Origin of the sequence: Bradyrhizobium sp. SPXBL-04 (assembly GCF_051853035.1) — a bacterium.
GTDB classification, from domain to species: Bacteria; Pseudomonadota; Alphaproteobacteria; order Rhizobiales; family Xanthobacteraceae; genus Bradyrhizobium; species Bradyrhizobium zhanjiangense.
The window spans coordinates 8,356,236-8,375,583 of record NZ_CP182472.1; the positions used below are offsets into that span (position 1 = coordinate 8,356,236).

At 65.0% G+C, this 19,348-nt stretch carries 19 protein-coding genes; 11 read left to right on the forward strand and 8 right to left on the reverse strand.

Annotated elements, in window-relative coordinates; translation table 11 throughout:
- Window positions 1–331 precede the first annotated feature (331 nt).
- The 4 genes from mepA (at window position 332) to modC (ending at window position 3,751) form a co-directional block, all read left to right on the forward strand.
- A complete protein-coding gene (gene mepA / locus ACNJX8_RS39790) occupies window positions 332–1,276 on the forward strand; it encodes a penicillin-insensitive murein endopeptidase (protein WP_439359029.1) in 945 nt (314 codons plus the stop codon).
- 312 nt (window positions 1,277–1,588) lie between these two features.
- Window positions 1,589–2,374 carry a molybdate ABC transporter substrate-binding protein gene (modA, locus tag ACNJX8_RS39795; protein ID WP_439359030.1) on the forward strand — a complete coding sequence of 262 codons (786 nt, stop codon included), beginning with the start codon at window positions 1,589–1,591 and terminating at the stop codon, window positions 2,372–2,374.
- Window positions 2,375–2,387: 13 nt separating this feature from the next.
- Window positions 2,388–3,083, forward strand: a complete 696-nt coding sequence (gene modB, locus ACNJX8_RS39800; protein WP_128936960.1) for a molybdate ABC transporter permease subunit — start codon at window positions 2,388–2,390, stop codon at window positions 3,081–3,083.
- A gap of 2 nt (window positions 3,084–3,085) precedes the next feature.
- Window positions 3,086–3,751, forward strand: coding sequence for a molybdenum ABC transporter ATP-binding protein (gene modC, locus ACNJX8_RS39805; RefSeq protein WP_128940266.1), 666 nt, complete (start codon window positions 3,086–3,088; stop codon window positions 3,749–3,751).
- 102 nt (window positions 3,752–3,853) lie between these two features.
- Here the strand turns inward: modC and ACNJX8_RS39810 are convergent, their stop codons facing one another.
- Together ACNJX8_RS39810 and ACNJX8_RS39815 are read right to left on the reverse strand one after the other, a co-directional pair.
- On the reverse strand, window positions 3,854–4,114 hold the full coding sequence (locus ACNJX8_RS39810; RefSeq protein WP_128936962.1) for a PepSY domain-containing protein: 261 nt from the start codon (window positions 4,112–4,114) through the stop codon (window positions 3,854–3,856).
- 256 nt (window positions 4,115–4,370) lie between these two features.
- The gene (locus tag ACNJX8_RS39815; RefSeq protein WP_439359031.1) at window positions 4,371–6,164 is read right to left on the reverse strand and encodes a potassium/proton antiporter; all 1,794 of its coding nucleotides are present in this window, start codon (window positions 6,162–6,164) and stop codon (window positions 4,371–4,373) included.
- Between the two features lie 209 nt (window positions 6,165–6,373).
- Between ACNJX8_RS39815 and ACNJX8_RS39820 the strand changes: the two genes are divergently transcribed.
- From ACNJX8_RS39820 to radC, 4 genes are all read left to right on the forward strand, one after another.
- Window positions 6,374–7,690: a mechanosensitive ion channel family protein gene (locus tag ACNJX8_RS39820; RefSeq protein WP_128936964.1), complete on the forward strand. Its 1,317-nt coding sequence runs from the start codon at window positions 6,374–6,376 to the stop codon at window positions 7,688–7,690.
- 129 nt (window positions 7,691–7,819) lie between these two features.
- Window positions 7,820–8,638, forward strand: coding sequence for a type I methionyl aminopeptidase (gene map, locus ACNJX8_RS39825; protein ID WP_128940269.1), 819 nt, complete (start codon window positions 7,820–7,822; stop codon window positions 8,636–8,638).
- Window positions 8,639–8,719: 81 nt separating this feature from the next.
- Window positions 8,720–9,541 carry an intradiol ring-cleavage dioxygenase gene (locus ACNJX8_RS39830; protein WP_439359032.1) on the forward strand — a complete coding sequence of 274 codons (822 nt, stop codon included), beginning with the start codon at window positions 8,720–8,722 and terminating at the stop codon, window positions 9,539–9,541.
- Window positions 9,542–9,770: 229 nt separating this feature from the next.
- Window positions 9,771–10,484: a RadC family protein gene (radC, locus tag ACNJX8_RS39835; protein WP_439359033.1), complete on the forward strand. Its 714-nt coding sequence runs from the start codon at window positions 9,771–9,773 to the stop codon at window positions 10,482–10,484.
- 61 nt (window positions 10,485–10,545) lie between these two features.
- Here radC and ACNJX8_RS39840 read toward each other — a convergent pair whose 3' ends face one another.
- From ACNJX8_RS39840 to ACNJX8_RS39865, 6 genes are all read right to left on the reverse strand, one after another.
- Window positions 10,546–10,920, reverse strand: coding sequence for a hypothetical protein (locus tag ACNJX8_RS39840; RefSeq protein WP_439359034.1), 375 nt, complete (start codon window positions 10,918–10,920; stop codon window positions 10,546–10,548).
- A 103-nt stretch (window positions 10,921–11,023) separates the two neighbouring features.
- The gene (locus ACNJX8_RS39845; protein WP_439359035.1) at window positions 11,024–11,716 is read right to left on the reverse strand and encodes an AprI/Inh family metalloprotease inhibitor; all 693 of its coding nucleotides are present in this window, start codon (window positions 11,714–11,716) and stop codon (window positions 11,024–11,026) included.
- Window positions 11,716–12,705: a 2-hydroxyacid dehydrogenase gene (locus tag ACNJX8_RS39850; protein ID WP_439359036.1), complete on the reverse strand. Its 990-nt coding sequence runs from the start codon at window positions 12,703–12,705 to the stop codon at window positions 11,716–11,718. Before ACNJX8_RS39850 ends, ACNJX8_RS39845 begins: the two co-directional genes overlap by 1 nt.
- Window positions 12,705–13,523: an ABC transporter permease gene (locus ACNJX8_RS39855; RefSeq protein WP_128940274.1), complete on the reverse strand. Its 819-nt coding sequence runs from the start codon at window positions 13,521–13,523 to the stop codon at window positions 12,705–12,707. Before ACNJX8_RS39855 ends, ACNJX8_RS39850 begins: the two co-directional genes overlap by 1 nt.
- Window positions 13,520–14,335, reverse strand: coding sequence for an ABC transporter ATP-binding protein (locus tag ACNJX8_RS39860; protein WP_128955892.1), 816 nt, complete (start codon window positions 14,333–14,335; stop codon window positions 13,520–13,522). Before ACNJX8_RS39860 ends, ACNJX8_RS39855 begins: the two co-directional genes overlap by 4 nt.
- Before the next feature lie 200 nt (window positions 14,336–14,535).
- Window positions 14,536–15,558: an ABC transporter substrate-binding protein gene (locus ACNJX8_RS39865; protein ID WP_439359037.1), complete on the reverse strand. Its 1,023-nt coding sequence runs from the start codon at window positions 15,556–15,558 to the stop codon at window positions 14,536–14,538.
- Window positions 15,559–15,720: 162 nt separating this feature from the next.
- Here ACNJX8_RS39865 and ACNJX8_RS39870 point away from each other — a divergent pair, with 162 nt between their 5' ends.
- The 3 genes from ACNJX8_RS39870 (at window position 15,721) to ACNJX8_RS39880 (ending at window position 19,299) form a co-directional block, all read left to right on the forward strand.
- Window positions 15,721–16,527, forward strand: coding sequence for a creatininase family protein (locus tag ACNJX8_RS39870; RefSeq protein WP_439359038.1), 807 nt, complete (start codon window positions 15,721–15,723; stop codon window positions 16,525–16,527).
- Window positions 16,528–16,667: 140 nt separating this feature from the next.
- The gene (locus ACNJX8_RS39875) at window positions 16,668–16,931 is read left to right on the forward strand and encodes a hypothetical protein (protein ID WP_164934759.1); all 264 of its coding nucleotides are present in this window, start codon (window positions 16,668–16,670) and stop codon (window positions 16,929–16,931) included.
- A 397-nt stretch (window positions 16,932–17,328) separates the two neighbouring features.
- Entirely contained in the window at window positions 17,329–19,299 is a 1,971-nt protein-coding gene (locus ACNJX8_RS39880) for a carbohydrate porin (protein WP_439359039.1), read from the forward strand.
- Window positions 19,300–19,348: the final 49 nt, after the last annotated feature.

Genomic DNA, 19,348 nt, shown 5'->3' on the forward strand with positions numbered 1-19,348 from the left:
CGAGTGGCCGCTTGCTGCCTGTTTGCGAGGCGTGGCTGCGTCGACGGGCGTCGCCAACCTCATCCCGGCGCCGCGGTGAAGGACCGATCTGGCGCAAAATTGCGCGCGCGCTTGAATCATTTCCGAAATCGCGCGCGATTGCATGCGAACCGCGGTTATTCCTCACGTCGCGCACGAATTTTGGTCAATGCAGAACAGGGTTATCGCGCGATTAAGGATCGACCATCGCGCGTGCGACTTTGGGATGACGCGACGGATGTTGGCTGCCCGTGTGATCGCTGCATTGCCCTCTCCTTAACCCTGACGCGGCGTTGGGTTATAAGGATTCGGCATGAGTCCCCGCCGCCTCGCTCCTCTCCTGCTTTTTGTGACACTCCTGGCCGCCGGCACCGCGCTGGCCCAGGACAAGGGCAGTGTCACCCCAAAACCGCTGCCGCCGCTCGCCAATCCGAACGACCCCTCCCTCGCCGCCAAGGAGCTGTTCGCGCGCAAGCTGCTGCCGTCGAAGGGATCGGCCCATGTCATCGGCTCCTATACCAAGGGCTGCATCGGCGGTGCCATGCAGATGCCGCTCAACGGCGACAATTGGCAGGTGATGCGGCTGTCGCGCAACCGCAACTACGGCCACCCCGAGATGATCGCCCTGATCAAGCGGCTCGCGGCCAAAGCGCACAAGGACGCCGGCTGGCCGGGCATCCTGGTCGGCGACATCGCGCAACCCCGCGGCGGGCCGGCGCTGTCAGGCCATGCCAGCCACCAGATCGGTCTCGATGCCGACATCTGGCTGACGCCGATGCCGGACCGCCGGCTCTCGCGCGAGGAGCGCGAGGAGATGTCGGCGGTGATGATGGTTCGCCCCGACCGGCTCGACGTCGATCCGAAGGTGTTCACGCCAAGCCATGTGCTGGTGCTGCGCGATGCGGCGCGGGAGCCGGCGGTGCAGCGCATCTTCGTCAATGCCGCGATCAAGAAGGCGCTGTGCCGCGAGGCCAAGGGCGACCGCGCCTGGCTGTCGAAGATCCGCCCCTGGTGGGGCCACGACTATCACTTCCACATCCGCATGCATTGCCCGGCGGGCGCCGGAGAATGCGAGGGCCAGCCGTCGCAATCCGAGGACGAAGGCTGCAAGGCCTCCGATCTCGCCTATTGGTTCTCGGATGCAGTGCTGCACCCAAAGCCGCCGCCGGAGCCGCCGAAACCGAAGCCGCCGATGACGCTGGCCGACATGCCGGCGGCATGCAAAGCCGTGCTGCATGCAGCGGATGCGAAGCCGTAGCCTCTCAGCCGCCGTCCTGGCGAAAGCCAGGACCCATTACCCCAGGGAGGAGACCTGACACGAGCTGATAACTCCAGTCTTCGCAAAACTGCTCCTGGGGTAATGGATCCTGGATCGGCGCTCCGCTGGTCCGGGACGACGAACGAGGTTTGACCTGAGGCCGAGGGCTGCTATCTTCGCGAGCAGCGATATCCCTGCCGGCCGTAAGCCGTCGCAAGGCCCGTGGAACAGCGCGTCCGCCCGTCGCATCAGACCCACCCAACGCCAGATTTGCGCGCGTCACCGCGCGCGAGCTTGCACGGAGCGCTATCCATGTTTCGTATTGCCGCACTTGTCACCGCCGTCGTCATCCTCGCGGGCGCAAGCCCGTCGCCCGCCGCCGCCGAGGACAAGACCATCACCGTGTTCGCGGCCGCTTCGATGAAGAACGCGCTCGACGAGATCGACGCGGCCTACACCGCCAAGACCGGCGTCAAGTTCTCCGTCAGCTATGCCGCAAGCTCGGTGCTGGCCAGGCAGATCGAGCAGGGCGCGCCGGCCGACATATTCGTCTCGGCCGATACCGACTGGATGGACTACGCGATCGCCAGGAAGACCATCAACGAATCCACCCGCGTCAACCTGCTCGGCAACAGCATCGTGCTGATCGCGCCGAAGGACTCCAAGGTCGACAACGTCACGATCGCGCAAGGCTTCGATCTCGCCAAGCTCGCCGGCGACGGCAGGATCGCGACCGGCGACGTGAAATCCGTGCCGGTCGGCAAATACGCCAAGGCTGCGCTCGAGAAGCTGGGCGCCTGGCAGGCCGCCGAGCCGAAATTCGCCATGGCCGAGAGCGTGCGCGGCGCGCTGACGCTGGTGGCGCGCGGCGAGGCCGTGCTCGGCATCGTCTATGCGACCGACGCCAAGGTCGAGCCGGGCGTGAAGATCGTCGGCACCTTCCCGGCGGATTCGCACCCCCCCATCGTCTATCCCGTCGCCGCCACCACGACCGCGAAGGGCGAGAGCAGCGACTATCTCGCCTTCCTGCGCTCCGCGGCCGCCAAGACCATTCTGGAAAAATACGGTTTCAAATTCCTGATCAGCTCCACCACGTGATATCTCCGGCTTGATGTCCGAGATTTCACCCGCCGAATGGACGGCGATCCTGCTTTCGCTCAGGGTCGCCATCATCGCAACGCTGGTGGCGACGCCGTTCGGCATCGCCCTGGCATGGCTGCTCGCGCGGCGCGATTTCTGGGGCAAGTCGCTGCTCGACGCGACCGTGCATCTGCCGCTGGTGCTGCCGCCTGTGGTCACCGGCTATCTGCTGCTGCTCAGCTTCGGCCGCCGCGGCCCCGTCGGCAGTTTCCTCGCCGACCATTTCGGCATCGTCTTCTCTTTCCGCTGGACCGGCGCTGCGCTCGCCTGCGGCGTGATGGCGTTTCCGCTGCTGGTGCGGCCGATGCGGCTGTCGATCGAGGCGATCGACCGCCGGCTCGAGCAGGCCGCCGAGACGCTTGGCGCGGCACCCTGGAAGGTGTTCTTCACGGTGACGCTGCCGCTGGCGCTGCCCGGCGTGCTCGCCGGCATGGTGCTGGGCTTCGCCAAGGCGATCGGCGAGTTCGGCGCCACCATCACCTTCGTCTCCAATATTCCCGGCGAGACCCAGACGATCTCGTCCGCGATCTATTCGCTGATCCAGACGCCCGACGGCGACGCCGCGGCGGGACGGCTCGTCATCGTCTCGATCGTGCTCGCGCTCGGCGCGCTGATTGCGGCAGAATGGTTCGCCCGCCGCGCCACGGCGCGGCTGCACGGGAATTGACCATGCTGCGCGTCGATGTCGAGAAACAGCTGGGTGAGTTTTCGCTGCACGCGTCCTTCACCAGCGAGGGCCGCGTCATCGGCCTGTTCGGCGCCTCGGGCGCCGGCAAGACCTCACTGGTCAACATGATCGCGGGCCTGTTGCGGCCCGACCGCGGCAGCATCGTGATCGACGGCGAGACCGTCGACGACACCGCGGCCGGCGTTCATGTGCCGGCCTGGCGCCGCCGCATCGGCTATGTGTTCCAGGACGCGCGGCTGTTTCCGCATCTCAACGTGGCGCAGAATCTCGACTATGGACGGCGGATGAACGGCCTCGCCGCCGATCCGGCCCAGCACAAGCGCATCATTGATCTCCTCGACATCGGCGCCCTGCTCGGCCGCCGGCCCGGAAAGCTCTCCGGCGGCGAGCGCCAGCGCGTCGCGCTCGGCCGCGCGCTGCTGTCGAAGCCGCGCCTCCTGCTGCTCGACGAGCCGCTCGGGGCGCTCGACGAGAGCCGCAAGCTCGAGATCCTGCCCTATCTGGTGCGGCTGCGGGACGAGGCCAACGTGCCGATGGTCTATGTCAGCCACGACGCCGCCGAGCTGCGCCAGCTCGCCACGCAGATCGTGATGCTGAAGCAGGGCCGCGTGACGAGTTTTGGCGGGGTGAAGGTGTTGACATCGTAGCCCGGATGGAGCGCAAGCGTAATCCGGGGCGGTGCCGCGGGTGAGAGCGCACCCGGATTTCGCTTTCGCTCCATCCGGGCTACGCGGCAGCATCATTCAGAGCTACCAGCCGCGCTCGACGTTGCGCACCTCGCCCGTCCTCGCATCGACATAGACTTCCATCCAGCGGCCGACACGATCCCGTCCGTCAACCTCCCATTCGTCGCCGAGGAAGTTGGTGTGCGAGACCGTCACGACGCCGAGATCTGTCGCGACATCGAGGGCGGCCTGCATCGAGATCTGATCGCCGGTGTCATAGGCCATCGCCGGTGCGGCAGCGCCGAGCGCAAGGGCTGTGAGAATCGGAAGGATGAACTTTCGCATTGCATACTCCTGTTAGTCCAAGCGGTTACGCGCCTTAGAACGAGCGGCATGGCGGAGTGTTCCGGGTTTCAAGGTCACGAAACCGCGCAAATCTTCGGCGGTTGCGGCGATTTGGTGGCGGTTCCTCTTCGTGGTCGTCCTGGCGAAAGCCAGGACCCATAACCACCGACTGCGGTTTGGCGAGGACTCGTGGTTGCCACTCTCGGCAACAACTTGTTTCTGGGGTGATGGGTCCTGGCTTTCGCCAGGACCCAAGTTAAACCCCCGCCACCGACGCCCACACATCGGCGAGCTTGCGCCGCAGCGCTTGCGTGCGGGTCAGTGGCGCGGGGGTCTCGTCCTCTTCCGGCAGGCGTAGGCCGACGACGTTGACGCGGCCGCCGGAGATCGAGCGCGCGACCAGCACGATCGTGTCCAGCGCAAGCTCGGCGCCCTCCTTCGGCGCGCGGTCGAGATGGACGTCGAAATAATCGGCCAGCGTCAGCTTGCCGTCGTCCGCGCCGAGCTTCACGCCGTAGATCTCGGCGAGCTCGGCAAGCGTGTGCTCGCCGGAGACCATGAAGTCGCCGAGCAGATGCGGATCCGGCGCCGAGCTCGGCTGCATGTCGACGAAGAAGCGGTCGAGCGCCTCGGCCTTTTCCGGCGGCGCCAGCAGATAGATGTAATCGCCGGGCGCGACCGGATCGGCCTCCGTCGGCGTCAATATGCTCTCGTTGCGGATCACCAGCGTCGGCTTGGACCAGGACGGAATCAGGCCCCGGCGGAAATACAGGCTCTTCGGCCGCACCGGATAGCCGACCAGCTGCTGCTCGAGCTGGCCGGGCAGATCCAACTCGACGCGGCGCGGACCGCGCTCGGCGCGCGGCAGTGCGACATGCAGCTTGCGCGCGGCGGGCGCCAGCGTCCAGCCTTGCAGCAGCAGCGAGATGATGACAACGACGAAAGCGACGTCGAAATAGAGATAGGCCTTGGACAGGCCGACCAGCATCGGGATCGACGCCAGGAAGATCGCGACGGCACCGCGTAAGCCCGTCCAGGCGATGAAGACCTTCTCGCGCCAGTTGAAGCGGAACGGCGCAAGGCACGCGAGCACCGCGAGCGGCCGCGCGACCAGCATCAGCATGAGAGCGACGGCGACTGCCGGCAGCACGCTGGCACCGAGCCGGCTCGGCGAGACCAGGAGGCCAAGCAGCACGAACATCACGATCTGCGCCAGCCAGGTCGCGGCGTCCAGGAAGGCCACCACCGAATTATGCGCCCGCGTCGGCCGGTTGCCGATGATGATGCCGGCGAGATAGACCGCGAGGAAGCCTGATGCGTGCATGATCTGCGAGCCGCCGAAGATGACGAGCGCGCCTGTCGTCACGAACGGCGCATGAAGGCCCTGCGGCAGCGCCACCTGATTGAGCGCGATCACGACCAGGCGTCCGCCGATGACGCCGACCACGGCACCCAGCACCGCCTCCTGGACGAATTCGATCAGCACATGGCCGGGCGAGCTCGATCCCAGCGAGATGTACTCGACCAGCATGAGCGTGAGGAAGATCGCAAACGGATCGTTGGTGCCGGATTCCGCCTCCAGCGTCGCGCCGACGCGCGGGCGCAGGCGCAGGCCCTGGGTGTGCACCAGCAGGAAAACCGCGGCGGCGTCGGTCGAAGCGACCACGGCGCCGACCAGCAGCGACTCCGTCCAGTTGAGATCGAGCGCGTATTTCGCGAATGGCGCCGTGATCATCGCCGTCAGCAGCACGCCGATCGTCGCGAGCACCACGGAAGGCGCGAGCACGGTGCGGATGCTGGCAAAGCGCGTCCGCAAGCCGCCATCGAACAGGATCAAGGCGAGCGCGACCGAGCCGACCAGATAGGTGGTGCGGACGTCGTCGAACTGGAGCTGCCCGGGGCCGGAATCGCCCGCGAGCATGCCAATCGCAAGGAAGACGAGCAGCAGCGGCGCGCCGAAGCGCAGCGCAAGCAGGCTCGAGAGGATGCCGGCCATGACGAGGACAGCGCCGAGCAATATGGCGAGACTGACGGAGTCGAGGGAGGCCATCCACCTTCCGGGTACAAATCGCTGGAATTGCATCCTTATCGTCGGCGGACTCGCGCGCCAACCCATTTTCTCCCGCTCGCGGCAATCTGGCCGCATTTTGCGGCCTTAACGCGCATCACTTCGCGGTGTATCGATGGTCCGGCGGTGCCCTTTGTGGGATTCTGCGGCTCCTTCGAATCAATCGCCTGCTTCCTGACGAGACCGACCCGATGGACATGGACCTCAAGGATTTCATGGAGTTCGTGCAGACCACCGCGCGCAGCGTCGGGGCGGAAATCTCCTCACCCTGGTTCTACCTGCAATTCGGTCTCATCCTGACCGCGGCCGGCATCGCCTATGCGGCGGAGGCCGCCATTCGCATCCGCGTCGATATGACGTCGCTGGCGATGCGCTGGCCGCTGCCGCTCCGGCACTTCGTCCGGGTGATGGTCGCAAGCGCCTCGACGGCGGTGTTCACCCTGCTCGTGATCATTTCACGCGTGGTGATGTACCATGCGACCTGGCCGAGCCGCAGCTATCTGTTGATGGTCGCGGCCAAGCTCGGGCTGGCATGGCTCGTGATCCGGCTGCTCACCTCGGTGCTGCGCAACGCCTTCATCGTCAAGCTGGTGTCGATCACGGCGTGGTTCGTCGCCGCGCTCTCCATCCTCGGCCAACTCGATGCGACAGTCGAGCTGCTCGATTCCTTCGCCATCGTGCTCGGCGGCCTGCGGCTGACCCCGCTGTTGGCGCTCAAGGCCGGCGCGCTGCTGCTGATCGCACTCTGGCTGACCAACATCGCGAGCAATTTTGCCGAGAGCCGGATCAATGCGACCACCGACCTGACGCCGTCGGTGCAGGTGCTGCTGGTGAAAATCATCCGCATCGGGCTGCTTGCGGTTGCGATCGTAATCGCGCTCGGCGCGGTCGGGATCGATCTGTCGGCGCTCGCGGTATTCTCCGGCGCGGTCGGCGTCGGCATCGGTATCGGCCTGCAGAAGATCGTCGCCAATTTCATCTCGGGGATCATCCTGCTCGCCGACAAGTCGGTGAAGCCCGGTGACCTCGTCACCATCGGCGACAACACCGGGCGCATCAGCGCGATGAAGACGCGCTATATTTCCGTCGCCGCTGGCGACGGCCGCGAATTCCTGGTGCCGAACGAGGATCTGGTGACGCAGAAGGTCGTCAACTGGACCTATACCGACAAGAACACGCTGGTGAAGATCGCCTTCGGCACCAATTACGACGCCGACCCACGCCTGGTCTGCAAGCTCGCCGCCGAGACCGCCGCCGCCCATCCGCGCGCGCAGAAGGGCAAGCCGCCGAATTGCATTTTGACCGAGTTCGCCGAGGCCGGCATGAAGTTCTCGCTGACCCTGTGGCTCGCCGATCCCGACGGCATGGACACCGTCAAGAGCGACGTGATGCTGGCGCTGTGGGACGCCTTCAAGCGCGAGGGCATCCGGGTTCCCTACCCCGTCCGCGAAATCCGCATTCGAGGTGGCGCGCTACCGGTGGAAACCACCGTAGAAGTCCCGAATTAGGCCCGCTTTTGGGTGCAAAGGTCACGCTCGGCTTGCATGAAGGCCCGCAATCATTAAATTAGGGCCTGAAATCAAGCCTTTCCGCCGAACATCGAAATCAGGCCCCCGAGCCCGGAAGACAGTTCCCGCATGAGCTACGTCGAAGCCACTGATACCTCCCTGCGCAAGACCGGACAGATCAAGCTGCATGGGCCGAGCGCCTTTGCCGGCATGCGCAAGGCGGGCGCACTGGTGGCCAAGTGCCTCGACGAGCTCACCGACATCGTCGGGCCCGGCGTGCCGACCTCGCGCATCGACGAATTCGTCCGCGACTTCGCCTTCAGCAACAACGCCTATCCGGCGACGCTGATGTATCGCGGCTACCGTTACTCGACCTGCACCTCGCTCAATCACGTGGTCTGCCACGGCATGCCCGGCGACCGCCCGCTGAAGGAAGGCGACATCGTCAACATCGACGTCACCTTCATCGTCGACGGCTGGTACGGCGATTCCAGCCGGATGTATGCGGTCGGCCCGATCGCCCGGAAGGCCGAGCGGCTGATCGAAGTCACCTATGAAGCGATGATGCGCGGCATCGCCGCGGTGAAGCCCGGCGCCACCACCGGCGACATCGGCTACGCCATCCAGAGTTTCGTCGAGCCGCAGGGCATGAGCGTGGTGCGCGATTTCTGCGGCCACGGCCTCGGGCGCATGTTCCACGACGAGCCGAACATCATCCACATCGGCCGGCCCGGCGAAGGCGTGCAGCTCAAGCCCGGCATGTTCTTCACCATCGAGCCGATGATCAATCTCGGCAAGCCGCACGTCAAAATCCTCTCCGACGGCTGGACCGCAGTCACCCGCGACCGCTCGCTGTCGGCGCAGTTCGAGCATTCGGTCGGCGTGACGGCGACGGGCGTCGAGATCTTCACGCTGTCGGAGCGGCACGGCGAGAAGCAGATCGGGTGATTGCCGGCACCATCGCAGCGCGATCTTGCCGTCCTCTCGGCCGATCACGATCTCCCGCCAGAGCTAATGGGAGAGAGATGAGTGAACGGATCGACGCGGCGCGGATTCCTGGGGTTTGTATCGGCCAGTGCGGCGGGATTGCTCCAGAGCGGCGCGAAGGCCGCTCCCGCTTTAACGGACGCTGAGCCGGCCTGCATCCTGACGCCCCAGGCGGAGGAAGGGCCGTTCTATGCCGACCCGAAACTCGTTCGGTCCGACATCACGGAGGGCAGGCCCGGTGTGCCACTGACACTGCGGCTGCGCGTGATCGAAGCCGGGCCCTGCACGGCAATCAGGGACGCCCGGGTCGACATCTGGCATTGCGATGCAAAAGGCCTCTATTCGGCGTTTCCCGGCCAGGGCGACGGCCACAACATCGACGCGACCAGCAAGACGTTTTTGCGCGGCACGCAGATGACCGACGAGGCCGGCTGGGTTGCGTTCAATACCATCTATCCCGGCTGGTACGACGGCCGCGCCACGCACATCCATTTCAAGGTATTTTTGGACGACCGCACGGTACTGACCGGGCAGACTTTCCTGCCAGACGCACTGAACGAGTTCATCTACATCAACGTTCCCGCCTACAAGGACCGCGCCCGGCAGCGCACGATCATCAACGCCAATGACCTCGTAATCGGACGCTCCGATCCCGAGCATCGCGCTTTCTGCGCGGTGAAGGAGGAGCGCGATCGCTACGTTGCGACGCTGACGCTCGGCGTCGACCGCCGCACCGATGCGACCGTCGGGCGCCGCGGACCTCCGCCGGGTCCACCGCCGTCAGGCATGGGCGGATCGATGTTCGGCCGCCCGATCAAGGACAGGCTCGCCGCACTGGTGCCGGGGTTGAAGCCGGGGCGCTAGAGCTGCGTCTCTGACGTCTGGTTCACTCAATGTCATTCCGGGGCGCGACGAAGTCGTGAGCCCGGAATCCATTCAGCCGCGTACTCTGTGGCCCGATGGATTCCGGGCTCTCTCGCTCCGCTCGAGCCGCGGAATGACGGAATGGACTGTTGGGGTCACAACGCCAGAGCGGCGCCGAGCCGCAATTGACGGTTGCAAAAACGCTGGGCCCCGGCAATGCTGGCGGCCGATGCCCGCCAAGCCAGACCACGACAAGAGCAAGCCGGAGGACACGCCGCACTATCACGGCCATCGCGAGCGGCTGCGCGAGCGCTTCTACAGCGCGGGCGCGGATGCGCTCAGCGACTACGAGCTGCTGGAGATGGCGCTGTTTGCCGCGCTGCCGCGGCGGGACACAAAACCGCTGGCGAAGACGCTGATCAAGACCTTTGGTTCGTTCGCCGAGGTCGTGCATGCCCCCGCAGCGCGCCTGCGCGAGGTGGACGGCGTCGGCGAGGCCGCGATCCACCAGCTCAAGCTGATCGCAGCGGCGGCGCACCGCGTCGCCAAAGGCGAGGTCAACAGCCGCAACGCGCTGTCGTCCTGGAACGAGGTGATCGACTATTGCCGCACCAGCATGGCGTTCGCCGACAAGGAGCAATTCCGCCTGCTCTTCCTCGACAAGCGCAACCAGCTCATCGCCGACGAGGTGCAGCAGACCGGCACCGTCGACCACACCCCGGTCTATCCACGCGAGGTGATCAAGCGCGCGCTCGAACTCTCCGCGACCGCGCTGATCCTGGTGCACAACCACCCCTCCGGCGATCCCTCGCCCTCCCAGGCCGACATCCAGATGACCAAGGCGATCATCGACATCGCAAAACCGCTCGGCATCGCCGTGCACGACCACATCATCGTCGGTCGAAGCGGCCACGCCAGCCTGCGCGGGATGCGGCTGATCTAGCGACAGCGGGATTGCACGGCACCGAGGCCAGCGAGCACGCGCCCGATCTCAGTCGACCATCTCAGGGTTGGACCCAGCGCTGCACCGCTTCGACTGTGTCGGCCGGCGTGGTGTTGAAGCAGATCGCGGCTTCCGGCGCCAGGCGATGGACGAGGTTGAGCACCTTCTCGAACAGCAGCAGGCGCTCCTTGGAATCGCGGAGCCCGGCGCCGATCACGATGCAGTCGAAGCGCTCGTCGCGCAGCGCCGCCGTCACGGCGGCCTCGGCGGTCGCATCGAGATCGATCAGACAGCTCGTGACCTCGAAGCCGAGGCCGCGCAAACGCAGGAGCTGGGCCTCGATGTAGCTGCGGACATGTTCGGGCGTGAGCTGCGGGAATGCGCTATAATCCGCATTGCCGGGCTCGATGCCGATCGCGAGGACACGCTTGGCCATGCGGATCTCCCAACGGAATCACCTGTTCCGCTAACCGATTCCCTGCCGGTCCGGTTCCCCATGAGAGGCCGCCGCGTCATCGTCGCGGCGGTGCTGAACGAGCCTACTGACGCAGCATGATCAGGGGATCGGCGGTGTCGGGAACGCGCCGCCACTGCGCATTGTCGTCGGCCTCGAACTGCCAGGCCTCGCCCGCCTTCGACATCAGGATGATCTGGCCGCGCTCGAGCCGCCATTGCGTCGGGTTGAACTGTGCGATCGCCGCGTCGCATTTCGGCTTGAGGAAGACCTGAAAATTGTCGCCCCCTGCCTCGGTGTTGGTTAGCGTCAGCCCGCACACCAGCTGACCGTTGCCACGCACCATCGACCAGTCGCCGATCATCTGGTCCATCGACTTGGCCATCGAGCGCGCGGCGGCGAGATCTTGCAGGATGTAGACGCCCTCGCCCTGGCGCAGGCCCTCGAAGATGCCGGCCTCGACCTCGGTGAAGTCGATCACGGCTTCACCGGTCGCATCCTGCAAGCGGACGATGTCGAGACCCCGGACGTTCCAGGCGACGATGTCCTTGGTGAAAGGCAGCGCGGTCTTGCAGGTCGGCTCCAGCTCCAGCTTAAAACCCTGGCCCGCGGCGTCGCCCTTGAGCGTGACGACGCAGGTCTTGCTGCGCTCGGTGGTCGACAGCTCCCACTGCCCGGGCATCTGCTTCTTCAGGGTCGTCGCATCCTGCGCATGCGCGATGCCGATCGCGGCCAAGCAGGCCGCGACGGCGAATGCAACGCCCCGAAGAGCTCTCATCAGCGCCCCCTAAACGGCGTTTCCGCAACCGGCGTCAGCGGCGCCTTGCCGGCGAACCAGGACTTGAGATTGTCGACCACGAGCTGGTCCATCGCGTTGCGTGTCACTACCGAGGCCGAGCCGATATGCGGCAGCAGCACGACGTTCTGCATGGACTTGAGCTCGTCCGGCACGTTCGGCTCGGCCGCGAACACGTCGAGGCCGGCGGCGAGAATGGTGCCGGATTTCAGCGCCTGCACCAGCGCCGGCTCGTCCACCACCGAGCCGCGCGCGACGTTGATGAGCACGCCGCGCGGGCCGAGCGCCTTCAGCACCTCGGCATTGATCATCTTGTTCGTGCTGGCGCCGCCGGGCACGATCACCATCAGCGTGTCCACCGCCTTCGCCATCTCGATCAAATCGGGATAGTGCTGGTAGGAGACGTCCTTGGACGGATTGCGAGAATGGTAGACCACCGGCACCAGCGAGGCATCGAGCCGGCGCGCGATGGCCTGGCCGATCCGGCCCATGCCGACGATGCCGACCTTGCGGTCACGCAGCGAGCCGACGCTAAGCGGATAGTTCTGCGTCTGCCATAATCCGGAGCGGACGTAGCGGTCGGCCTTGATGAACTCGCGCAGGGTGGAGATCAGAAGGCCCATCGCAACGTCAGCGACCTCCTCGGTCAGGACGTCGGGCGTGTTGGTGACGATGATGTTGTGCTCGGCCGCGTATTTGGCGTCGATGTGGTCGTAACCGACGCCGAAGCTCGCCACCATCTCGATCTTGGGCAGCTGCGACAGCGATTCCTTGTCGGCACGCACGGTGTGATAGGTCACGGCGACGCCGCGGATCCTGTCGCGCACGGCCGGCGTCAGTCGCTCGAGGTCACCACGCGTCTCGGCCTTGTGCACGACGAAATGGTCGGAAAACCCGTTCTCAAGGATCGGCCGCACCGGCCCATAGATCAGAAGGTCGATCTTTTCGGACGAAATCGAACCGGTAGACATCAGTTTTCCTTTCCAAGCGCGCTCTCATGCCAGCGCCGTAAAACGAGGTGCGAAACTAGCGCCAGCACCCCATAGATGACAATCCCGGCGAGTGACAACAAAAGCAGCGCCGCGAACATGCGGGGTATGTTCAATCGATAGCCTGACTCGGCGATCCTGTAGGCGAGCCCAGAGCCGGCACCCGCCGTTCCCGCCGCGATCTCGGCCACGACCGCACCGATCAGCGACAGGCCGCCGGCAATGCGCAAGCCGCCGAGAATGTAGGGCAGCGCCGCGGGCAGCTTGAGAAAGCGCAGGGTCTGTGGCGGCGAGGCGCCATAGAGCTGGAACAAGCCGGCGAGATTGCGGTCAACCGAATTGAGCCCAAGCGTGGTGTTGGACAGCACCGGAAAAAAGGCGACGATGAAGGCGCAGACCACCACCGCGGTCTGCTGCTCCAGATAGATCAGGAGCAGCGGCGCAATCGCGATGACAGGCGTCACCTGGAGGACAACGGCGTAGGGGAACAGCGAATACTCGACCCATTTCGACTGATTGAACAGCAGCGCCAGCGCGATGCCGCCGATGCTGGCCGCGATAAAACCCTCGAGCGTAGTCAGAAGCGTGGTCGCAAGCGATTGTGACAGCACCGCCCAGTCCTTGACCAGCGTCAGGACGATGATTGAGGGCGCCGGCAGCACGTAGGGCGGAATCTCCTTGATGCGGACCACCAGTTCCCAGGCGAGGAGGCCGGCCGCGAACACGATGACGGGCAGCACGAAGCGCATCGCGCGTTGCGCGCCGGACGGTTTTACGGTGACGGCAGGTTGCGCGTTCATAGCGTCGACTGCCCCGCATAGGACGGCGCCAGCGCGGCCGACACTCTTCGGCAATAATCGGAATAGGCCGCCGAGGTGCGAAACTCCTCAGCCCGCGGCTCGATTGTCTCGATACGGAGGTCGGCCTGAATGCGGCCGGGCCGCGCCGTCATCACCACCACGCGCTGCGACAGGTAGACGGATTCGAACACCGAATGGGTGACGAAGATGACGGTCTTGCCGAGGCTGCGCCACAGCGCGAGCAAATCATTGTTGAGGCGGAAGCGCGTGATCTCGTCGAGCGCGGCGAATGGCTCGTCCATCAGCAGGATATCGGGGTCGGTGACGAGCGCGCGCGCCAGCGACACCCGCATCTTCATGCCGCCGGAGAGCTCGCGCGGAAACGCATCGGCAAAATCGGCGAGCCCGACACTAGCGAGCGCCGCGTCGGCGCGCGCGCAGGCCTCTGCCTTCGGGACGCGGCCAAGCCTCAGGGGTAGCCGCACGTTGTCGCGCACGCTGGTCCAGGGCATCAGGGTCGGCTCCTGGAACACGAAGCCGATGCCGTGGCCCGGCTGCGGCACGCCCTCGTGGCGCGCCACCCGCACGATTCCGGACGAGGGCGTGCTGAGCCCCGCGATCAGCCGCAGTGCGGTCGACTTGCCGCAGCCGGACGGGCCGAGCAGCGAAATGAACTCGCCCTTGCGCACCGCGAGGTCGAGCGGGCCGAGCGCCATGACGCCGTTGTCATACGTCTTCGTCACGCCGCGCAGGCTGACGGCGAGAGCCGTCAAGCTGGCCTCGACGGTGGATGACGTTTGGCTCGCTACCATTGATCGCGGGCTGCTGCATTTCGGGCGCACTTCACCTCTCCCCAACGGGGAGAGGTCGGCGCGCAGCGCCGGGTGAGGGGGCTCAGGTCCCAGGAGAGAGCGTAACCCCTCACCCGCATCGCATCTGACGATGCGATGCGACCTCTCCCTTCGGGAGAGGTGGACGACGCCGACGCACCTTGCTCAAATCTCAGCATGCGTTACGGCTTGCTCGGGCGCAGCTCGACGCCGACGCCCTTGTTGACGAAGCGCAGCGTATAGGATTTGCGGAAATCGAGGTCGGGCTTGACCACGCCGGCCTTCACCATCTTGTTGAAGAAGGAGGTGTAGCGCTCATCGCTCATGGCGCCGATGCCGTTCTTCAGGCTGTCGCCGGAATCGACGATGCCGTGCTCCTTCATCTTGGCGACGGAATAGGCGAGCAGATCGTCGGTCATCTCCGGATTGAGCTGCTTGATCATGGCATTGCCGGCGGAATTGTCGCGGTAGATGTAATTGTACCAGCCAATCATGGAGGCATCGACGAAGCGCTGCACCAGATCCGGTTTCTTCTCGACGATCTCGCGGCGGGTTTCGATCAGGGTCGAATAGGTGTTGAAGCCGTAGTCGGCGAGCAGCAGCACGTTGGGCTTGAAGCCGGCCGCCTTCTCGACCGCGAAGGGCTCGGATGTCACGTAGCCCTGCATGGCGCTCTTGGGGTTGGCGATGAAGGGCTGCGGATTGAAATTATAGGGACGGACGTTCTTCTCGCTGAATCCATATTCGGACTTCAGCCACTGGAAGTAGCTGGTCATGCCCTCCCTGGAGACGAACAGCGTCAGCGGCTTGAGATCCTCGATCTTGGCGACCTTGGCGTCGGGTTGCGTCAGCATCACCTGCGGATCCTTCTGGAAGATCGCGGCGATGGTGACGACGGGAACGTTATTGGCGACCGCATCGAACGACATCAGCGTGTTTGCGGCCATGAAGAAATCGATCTTACCGGCGATCAGCAGCATCCGATTGTTTTCATTCGGCCCGCCGGGGACGATGGTGACGTCGAGGCCGTATTTCTTGTAGGTGCCGTCGGCGACCGCCTGGAAGAAGCCGCCATGCTCGGCTTCGGCGACCCAATTGGTGCCGAAGGTGACCTTGTCGAGCATCTCGGCCCGCACCGGGACGCTTCCGACCAAAGCGGCCATCAAGCCTGCCGTTAACGCTCGCCGCAGATGAGAAGGGCTCATGAAGGGACTCCGTCGATCGTTGCTGGCCGATGTGAACGCAACGCGATAAAACCGCATGAAGTTCGGGGACGCGAGCCGGCCGGGCCCGCGTCCCCTCATACCCCAAATTACGTGACAAATTCAGGCAAAGAAACCTCCAAAGAAACCTTCAAGGAAAGCTCAATGATGCCGTCGCGCGACTGGACCAAGATCCGCTGGGCCGATGCGGCCCCGGCCGAGGCCTCGCGCTGGATTGCGGTGCTGCCGCTGGCGGCGACCGAGCAGCATGGCCCGCATCTGCCGCTCGAAACCGACGTGCTGATCGCGAACGCGTATCTGGCGCGCGTGCGCGAGCTGTTGCCCGAAACCGTTCCGGCCAGTTTTCTGCCCGTTGAGCCGGTTGGCATTTCCACCGAGCATATCGACTATCCGGGCACGCAGACGCTGCCGACTGAAACCGCGCTGAAGCGATGGACCGCAATCGGCGAGGACGTCGCGCGACGCGGCGTGAAGAAGCTCGTCATCATCACCAGCCATGGCGGCAACAGCGCGGCGATGATGCTGATCGCGCAGGATCTTCGTGCGCACCACAAGCTGTTCGTGGTGACGACGTCGTGGTCGCGGCTATCAGGCGCCGACAAACTGTTCCCGGCCGATGAAGTGCGCCACGGCATTCACGGCGGCGCGGTCGAGACCTCGATCATGCTGGCGCGCTATCCCGATCAGGTGCGCACGCATGCGATCGCGGATTTTCCCGCGAGCAGCATCGCGATCGAGCAGCAGTATCGCTGGCTGTCGACGCAACGTCCCGCGCCGTTCGCCTGGCAGGCGCAGGATCTCAACGCCAGCGGCGCCGTCGGCAACGCGACGCTGGCCGTTGCAGAAAAGGGCGAACGCCTGATCGATCAGGGCGCGACGGCCTTTTGCGAACTACTGAGCGAGGTCGATAACTTCGACGTGAACAGGCTCGCCAAGGGGCCCCTCGGCTAGCTCCCATCCTCCTGGAATTGTTCAGGAAAGCACAGGGCTCGGCGACCGCCTTTCCCGGCTTCGAACCGGACGCGAGGAGCCTCCGTCCAACTGGGCACGCGGGCCACAACGGACCGCCTCAACCCCGGATGGAGTTTCACATGTCGATCAAGACCAAGCTTGCCGCAGTCGCTCTCGCTACGCTCGCCGTGACCGGCAGCATCGTGTCCACCACCTCCTCGGCCGAGGCCAAGCAGCCGGGCTGGGTCTGGGGCGTGGGCGCCGGCATCGCCACCGCCGCCGTCGTCGGCTCCGCGATCGCCGCCAGCAACGATCCCTACTACTACGGCTATCACCGCTGCGGCTGGGTCGCCCAGTACAACGCCTTCGGCCAGTACGTCGGCCGCGTTCGTACCTGCTACTGATCTGAGTATCTGAGGCCGATCTCCCACGTGGATCCTGCGTCCGACACGGGCGCCTCATCCACCCCGTGTCGTGCCCCCGACCCCGCCCGGCGTCCCCCCGGGCGGGGTCATCTGTTTTGGACTCCGACTTTGTTGCAGTCCCGTCACACAGGGGTGCGAACCATCCTCTGCGGCGACGCGCGCCAGTTGCTATTGCGAATTAATCGCAATAAGGTCCGTAGCAAGACGAGGGGCTTGGGACGAAATCGCGCCGGATCGAGATCATCTCGTTCGATCGCGTGAGCACCTAAGACCTGATGACAGGGTCGCCGCGAATCGGCAGGGATGTCGCGGCGGGTGGATGCATTCGCGTTTGGGGGCGTGCGTTTTGACGTTGGGAGGTCACCGTTACAGGTACTTGCGGACAGCCGCGGCGATTGCCACGGGTGTGCTGGCTTTGCCCGCCACAGGCACCGCGGCCGATCTGCCGCTGAAGGCGCCGGCGCTGAGAGCGGTCTATGATTGGACGGGCCTCTATATCGGCGCGCATGCCGGCTATAGCCGGGGTTCGTCGCACTTTGCGCTGAACGACGGCACCGCAGTCAGCGACAGCGGCGTCTTCAGTGGCATGATCGGCGGCGTGCAGGCCGGCTACAATTACCGGCTCAATTCCGGCTGGCTGGTCGGCGTCGAAGGCGATTTCTCGTTTCCCAACTACATTGTCTCGAACTCGATCGTCTCCTTCCTGGCCACCCCCGCCAACACCCTCACCCAGCAATGGGACTACACCGCGAGCCTGCGCGGCCGCGTCGGCTACACCAGCGGCCCGTGGCTGGTCTATGCCACCGGCGGCTTTGCCTGGATGGGCGAGCGCTACTTCGACACGCCGGCCTCCGGCGCCGAAGTCCCGAAAATCCTGAACACGCGGCCCGGCTGGATCGCGGGCGGGGGCATCGAATACGGCTTTGCGCCGCATTGGAGCGCACGGCTCGAATATCTCTACAGCCGCTTCGACGGCGCCAATGTCGCCTTCTCCACGGGAGCCCAATACAGCTCCTCGTCGCTCGACTTCCAGCAGGTCAGGCTCGGCCTCAACCGCAAGGTCGATTGGCCGGGCATGCCGAGCTATGACCCGAAGAGCTCGCTGATCGACACGGAATCCGATCGCTGGGAGATTCACGGCCAGAGCACCTATCTGCCGCAAGGCTATCCGTCGTTCCCCGCGCTCTACACCGGACCGAACTCGCTCTCACCCTCGGCGCAGGCCAAGGCGACCTGGAGCAACAGCCTGTTCCTGAACGCACGGCTCTGGGACGGCGGCGAGGTCTATTACAATCCCGAGCTGCTCCAGGGATTTGGACTGAACGACACGGTCGGTGCCGCCGGATTCCCGAACGGCGAAGCGCAGAAGTCGAATTTCCCCTATCCGCATTACAACACCTCGCGCCTGTTCGTGCGCCAGACCTTCGGCTTCGGCGGCGAGCAGGAGGAGCTTGCGAGCAGCCAGCTGCAGCTCGGGCAGAAGGTCGACGTTTCCAGGCTCACCTTGCAGGCCGGCAAGTTCGCGGTGGTCGACGTGTTCGACGGCAATGCCTATGCCAAGGACACCCGCAAGGACTTCATGAACTGGTCGCTATGGGCGCCGGGCGCCTTCGACTATTCCGCCGACAAGGTCGGCCTCACCTATGGCGTCACCGCCGAGCTCAACCAGAAGCACTGGGCGCTGCGTGGCGGCTATTTCCTGATGGTCTCCGAGTCCAATTCGAATCATTTCGACACAAAAGTCGGGGAACGCGGCCAGTACGTGCTCGAGCTCGAGACGCGCTTCTCGCTGTTCGGCCAGCCCGGCAAGCTCAGGACCATGGGCTGGCTCGACAGCGCCAACATGGGAAGCTTCCGCGAGACGCTGGACAATCCCGCGCTCAATCTCGACATCGCGCAGACCCGGCGTGGCCGTGTGAAGTACGGTTATGTGCTCAACCTCGAACAGGCGATCACGGACGATGTCGGGCTGTTTGGCCGCTGGAGCTGGAACGACGGCCGTTTCGAAACGCTGGCCTTCACCGACATTCATCGCAGCCTGTCCGCGGGATTGTCGATCAAGGGCACGAAATGGGGCCGGCCTGACGACGTGATCGGCATCGGCGGCGCGGTCAACGCGATTTCGCAGGACTATCGCGACTTCCTCGCCGCCGGCGGCCTCGGCGTGCTCATCGGCGACGGCGCGCTCAACTACCGCAACGAGCGCATCCTCGAGACCTATTACGCCTACGCTGTGAACAAGAATCTCACTCTCACCGCCGACTACCAGCTCATCGTCAACCCCGCCTACAACGCCGACCGTGGACCGGTGTCGGTGTTTTCAGGGCGGCTGCACGGGGAGTTCTGAACGCGGCAAGAGTGGTGAAATCAGATCATTGCGGCCGTTTCACCTCTCC

Coding starts and splice junctions, on each gene's coding strand:
- modA (WP_439359030.1), top strand. CDS start 1,589: ATGTTTCGTATTGCCGCACTTGTCACCGCCGTCGTCATCCTCGCGGGC.
- ACNJX8_RS39870 (WP_439359038.1), top strand. CDS start 15,721: ATGATGCCGTCGCGCGACTGGACCAAGATCCGCTGGGCCGATGCGGCC.
- modC (WP_128940266.1), top strand. CDS start 3,086: ATGCTGCGCGTCGATGTCGAGAAACAGCTGGGTGAGTTTTCGCTGCAC.
- modB (WP_128936960.1), top strand. CDS start 2,388: ATGTCCGAGATTTCACCCGCCGAATGGACGGCGATCCTGCTTTCGCTC.
- ACNJX8_RS39865 (WP_439359037.1), bottom strand. CDS start 15,558: ATGAGCCCTTCTCATCTGCGGCGAGCGTTAACGGCAGGCTTGATGGCC.
- ACNJX8_RS39860 (WP_128955892.1), bottom strand. CDS start 14,335: ATGGTAGCGAGCCAAACGTCATCCACCGTCGAGGCCAGCTTGACGGCT.
- mepA (WP_439359029.1), top strand. CDS start 332: ATGAGTCCCCGCCGCCTCGCTCCTCTCCTGCTTTTTGTGACACTCCTG.
- ACNJX8_RS39840 (WP_439359034.1), bottom strand. CDS start 10,920: ATGGCCAAGCGTGTCCTCGCGATCGGCATCGAGCCCGGCAATGCGGAT.
- ACNJX8_RS39810 (WP_128936962.1), bottom strand. CDS start 4,114: ATGCGAAAGTTCATCCTTCCGATTCTCACAGCCCTTGCGCTCGGCGCT.
- ACNJX8_RS39875 (WP_164934759.1), top strand. CDS start 16,668: ATGTCGATCAAGACCAAGCTTGCCGCAGTCGCTCTCGCTACGCTCGCC.
- ACNJX8_RS39855 (WP_128940274.1), bottom strand. CDS start 13,523: ATGAACGCGCAACCTGCCGTCACCGTAAAACCGTCCGGCGCGCAACGC.
- radC (WP_439359033.1), top strand. CDS start 9,771: ATGCCCGCCAAGCCAGACCACGACAAGAGCAAGCCGGAGGACACGCCG.
- ACNJX8_RS39850 (WP_439359036.1), bottom strand. CDS start 12,705: ATGTCTACCGGTTCGATTTCGTCCGAAAAGATCGACCTTCTGATCTAT.
- ACNJX8_RS39845 (WP_439359035.1), bottom strand. CDS start 11,716: ATGAGAGCTCTTCGGGGCGTTGCATTCGCCGTCGCGGCCTGCTTGGCC.
- ACNJX8_RS39820 (WP_128936964.1), top strand. CDS start 6,374: ATGGACATGGACCTCAAGGATTTCATGGAGTTCGTGCAGACCACCGCG.
- ACNJX8_RS39815 (WP_439359031.1), bottom strand. CDS start 6,164: ATGGCCTCCCTCGACTCCGTCAGTCTCGCCATATTGCTCGGCGCTGTC.
- map (WP_128940269.1), top strand. CDS start 7,820: ATGAGCTACGTCGAAGCCACTGATACCTCCCTGCGCAAGACCGGACAG.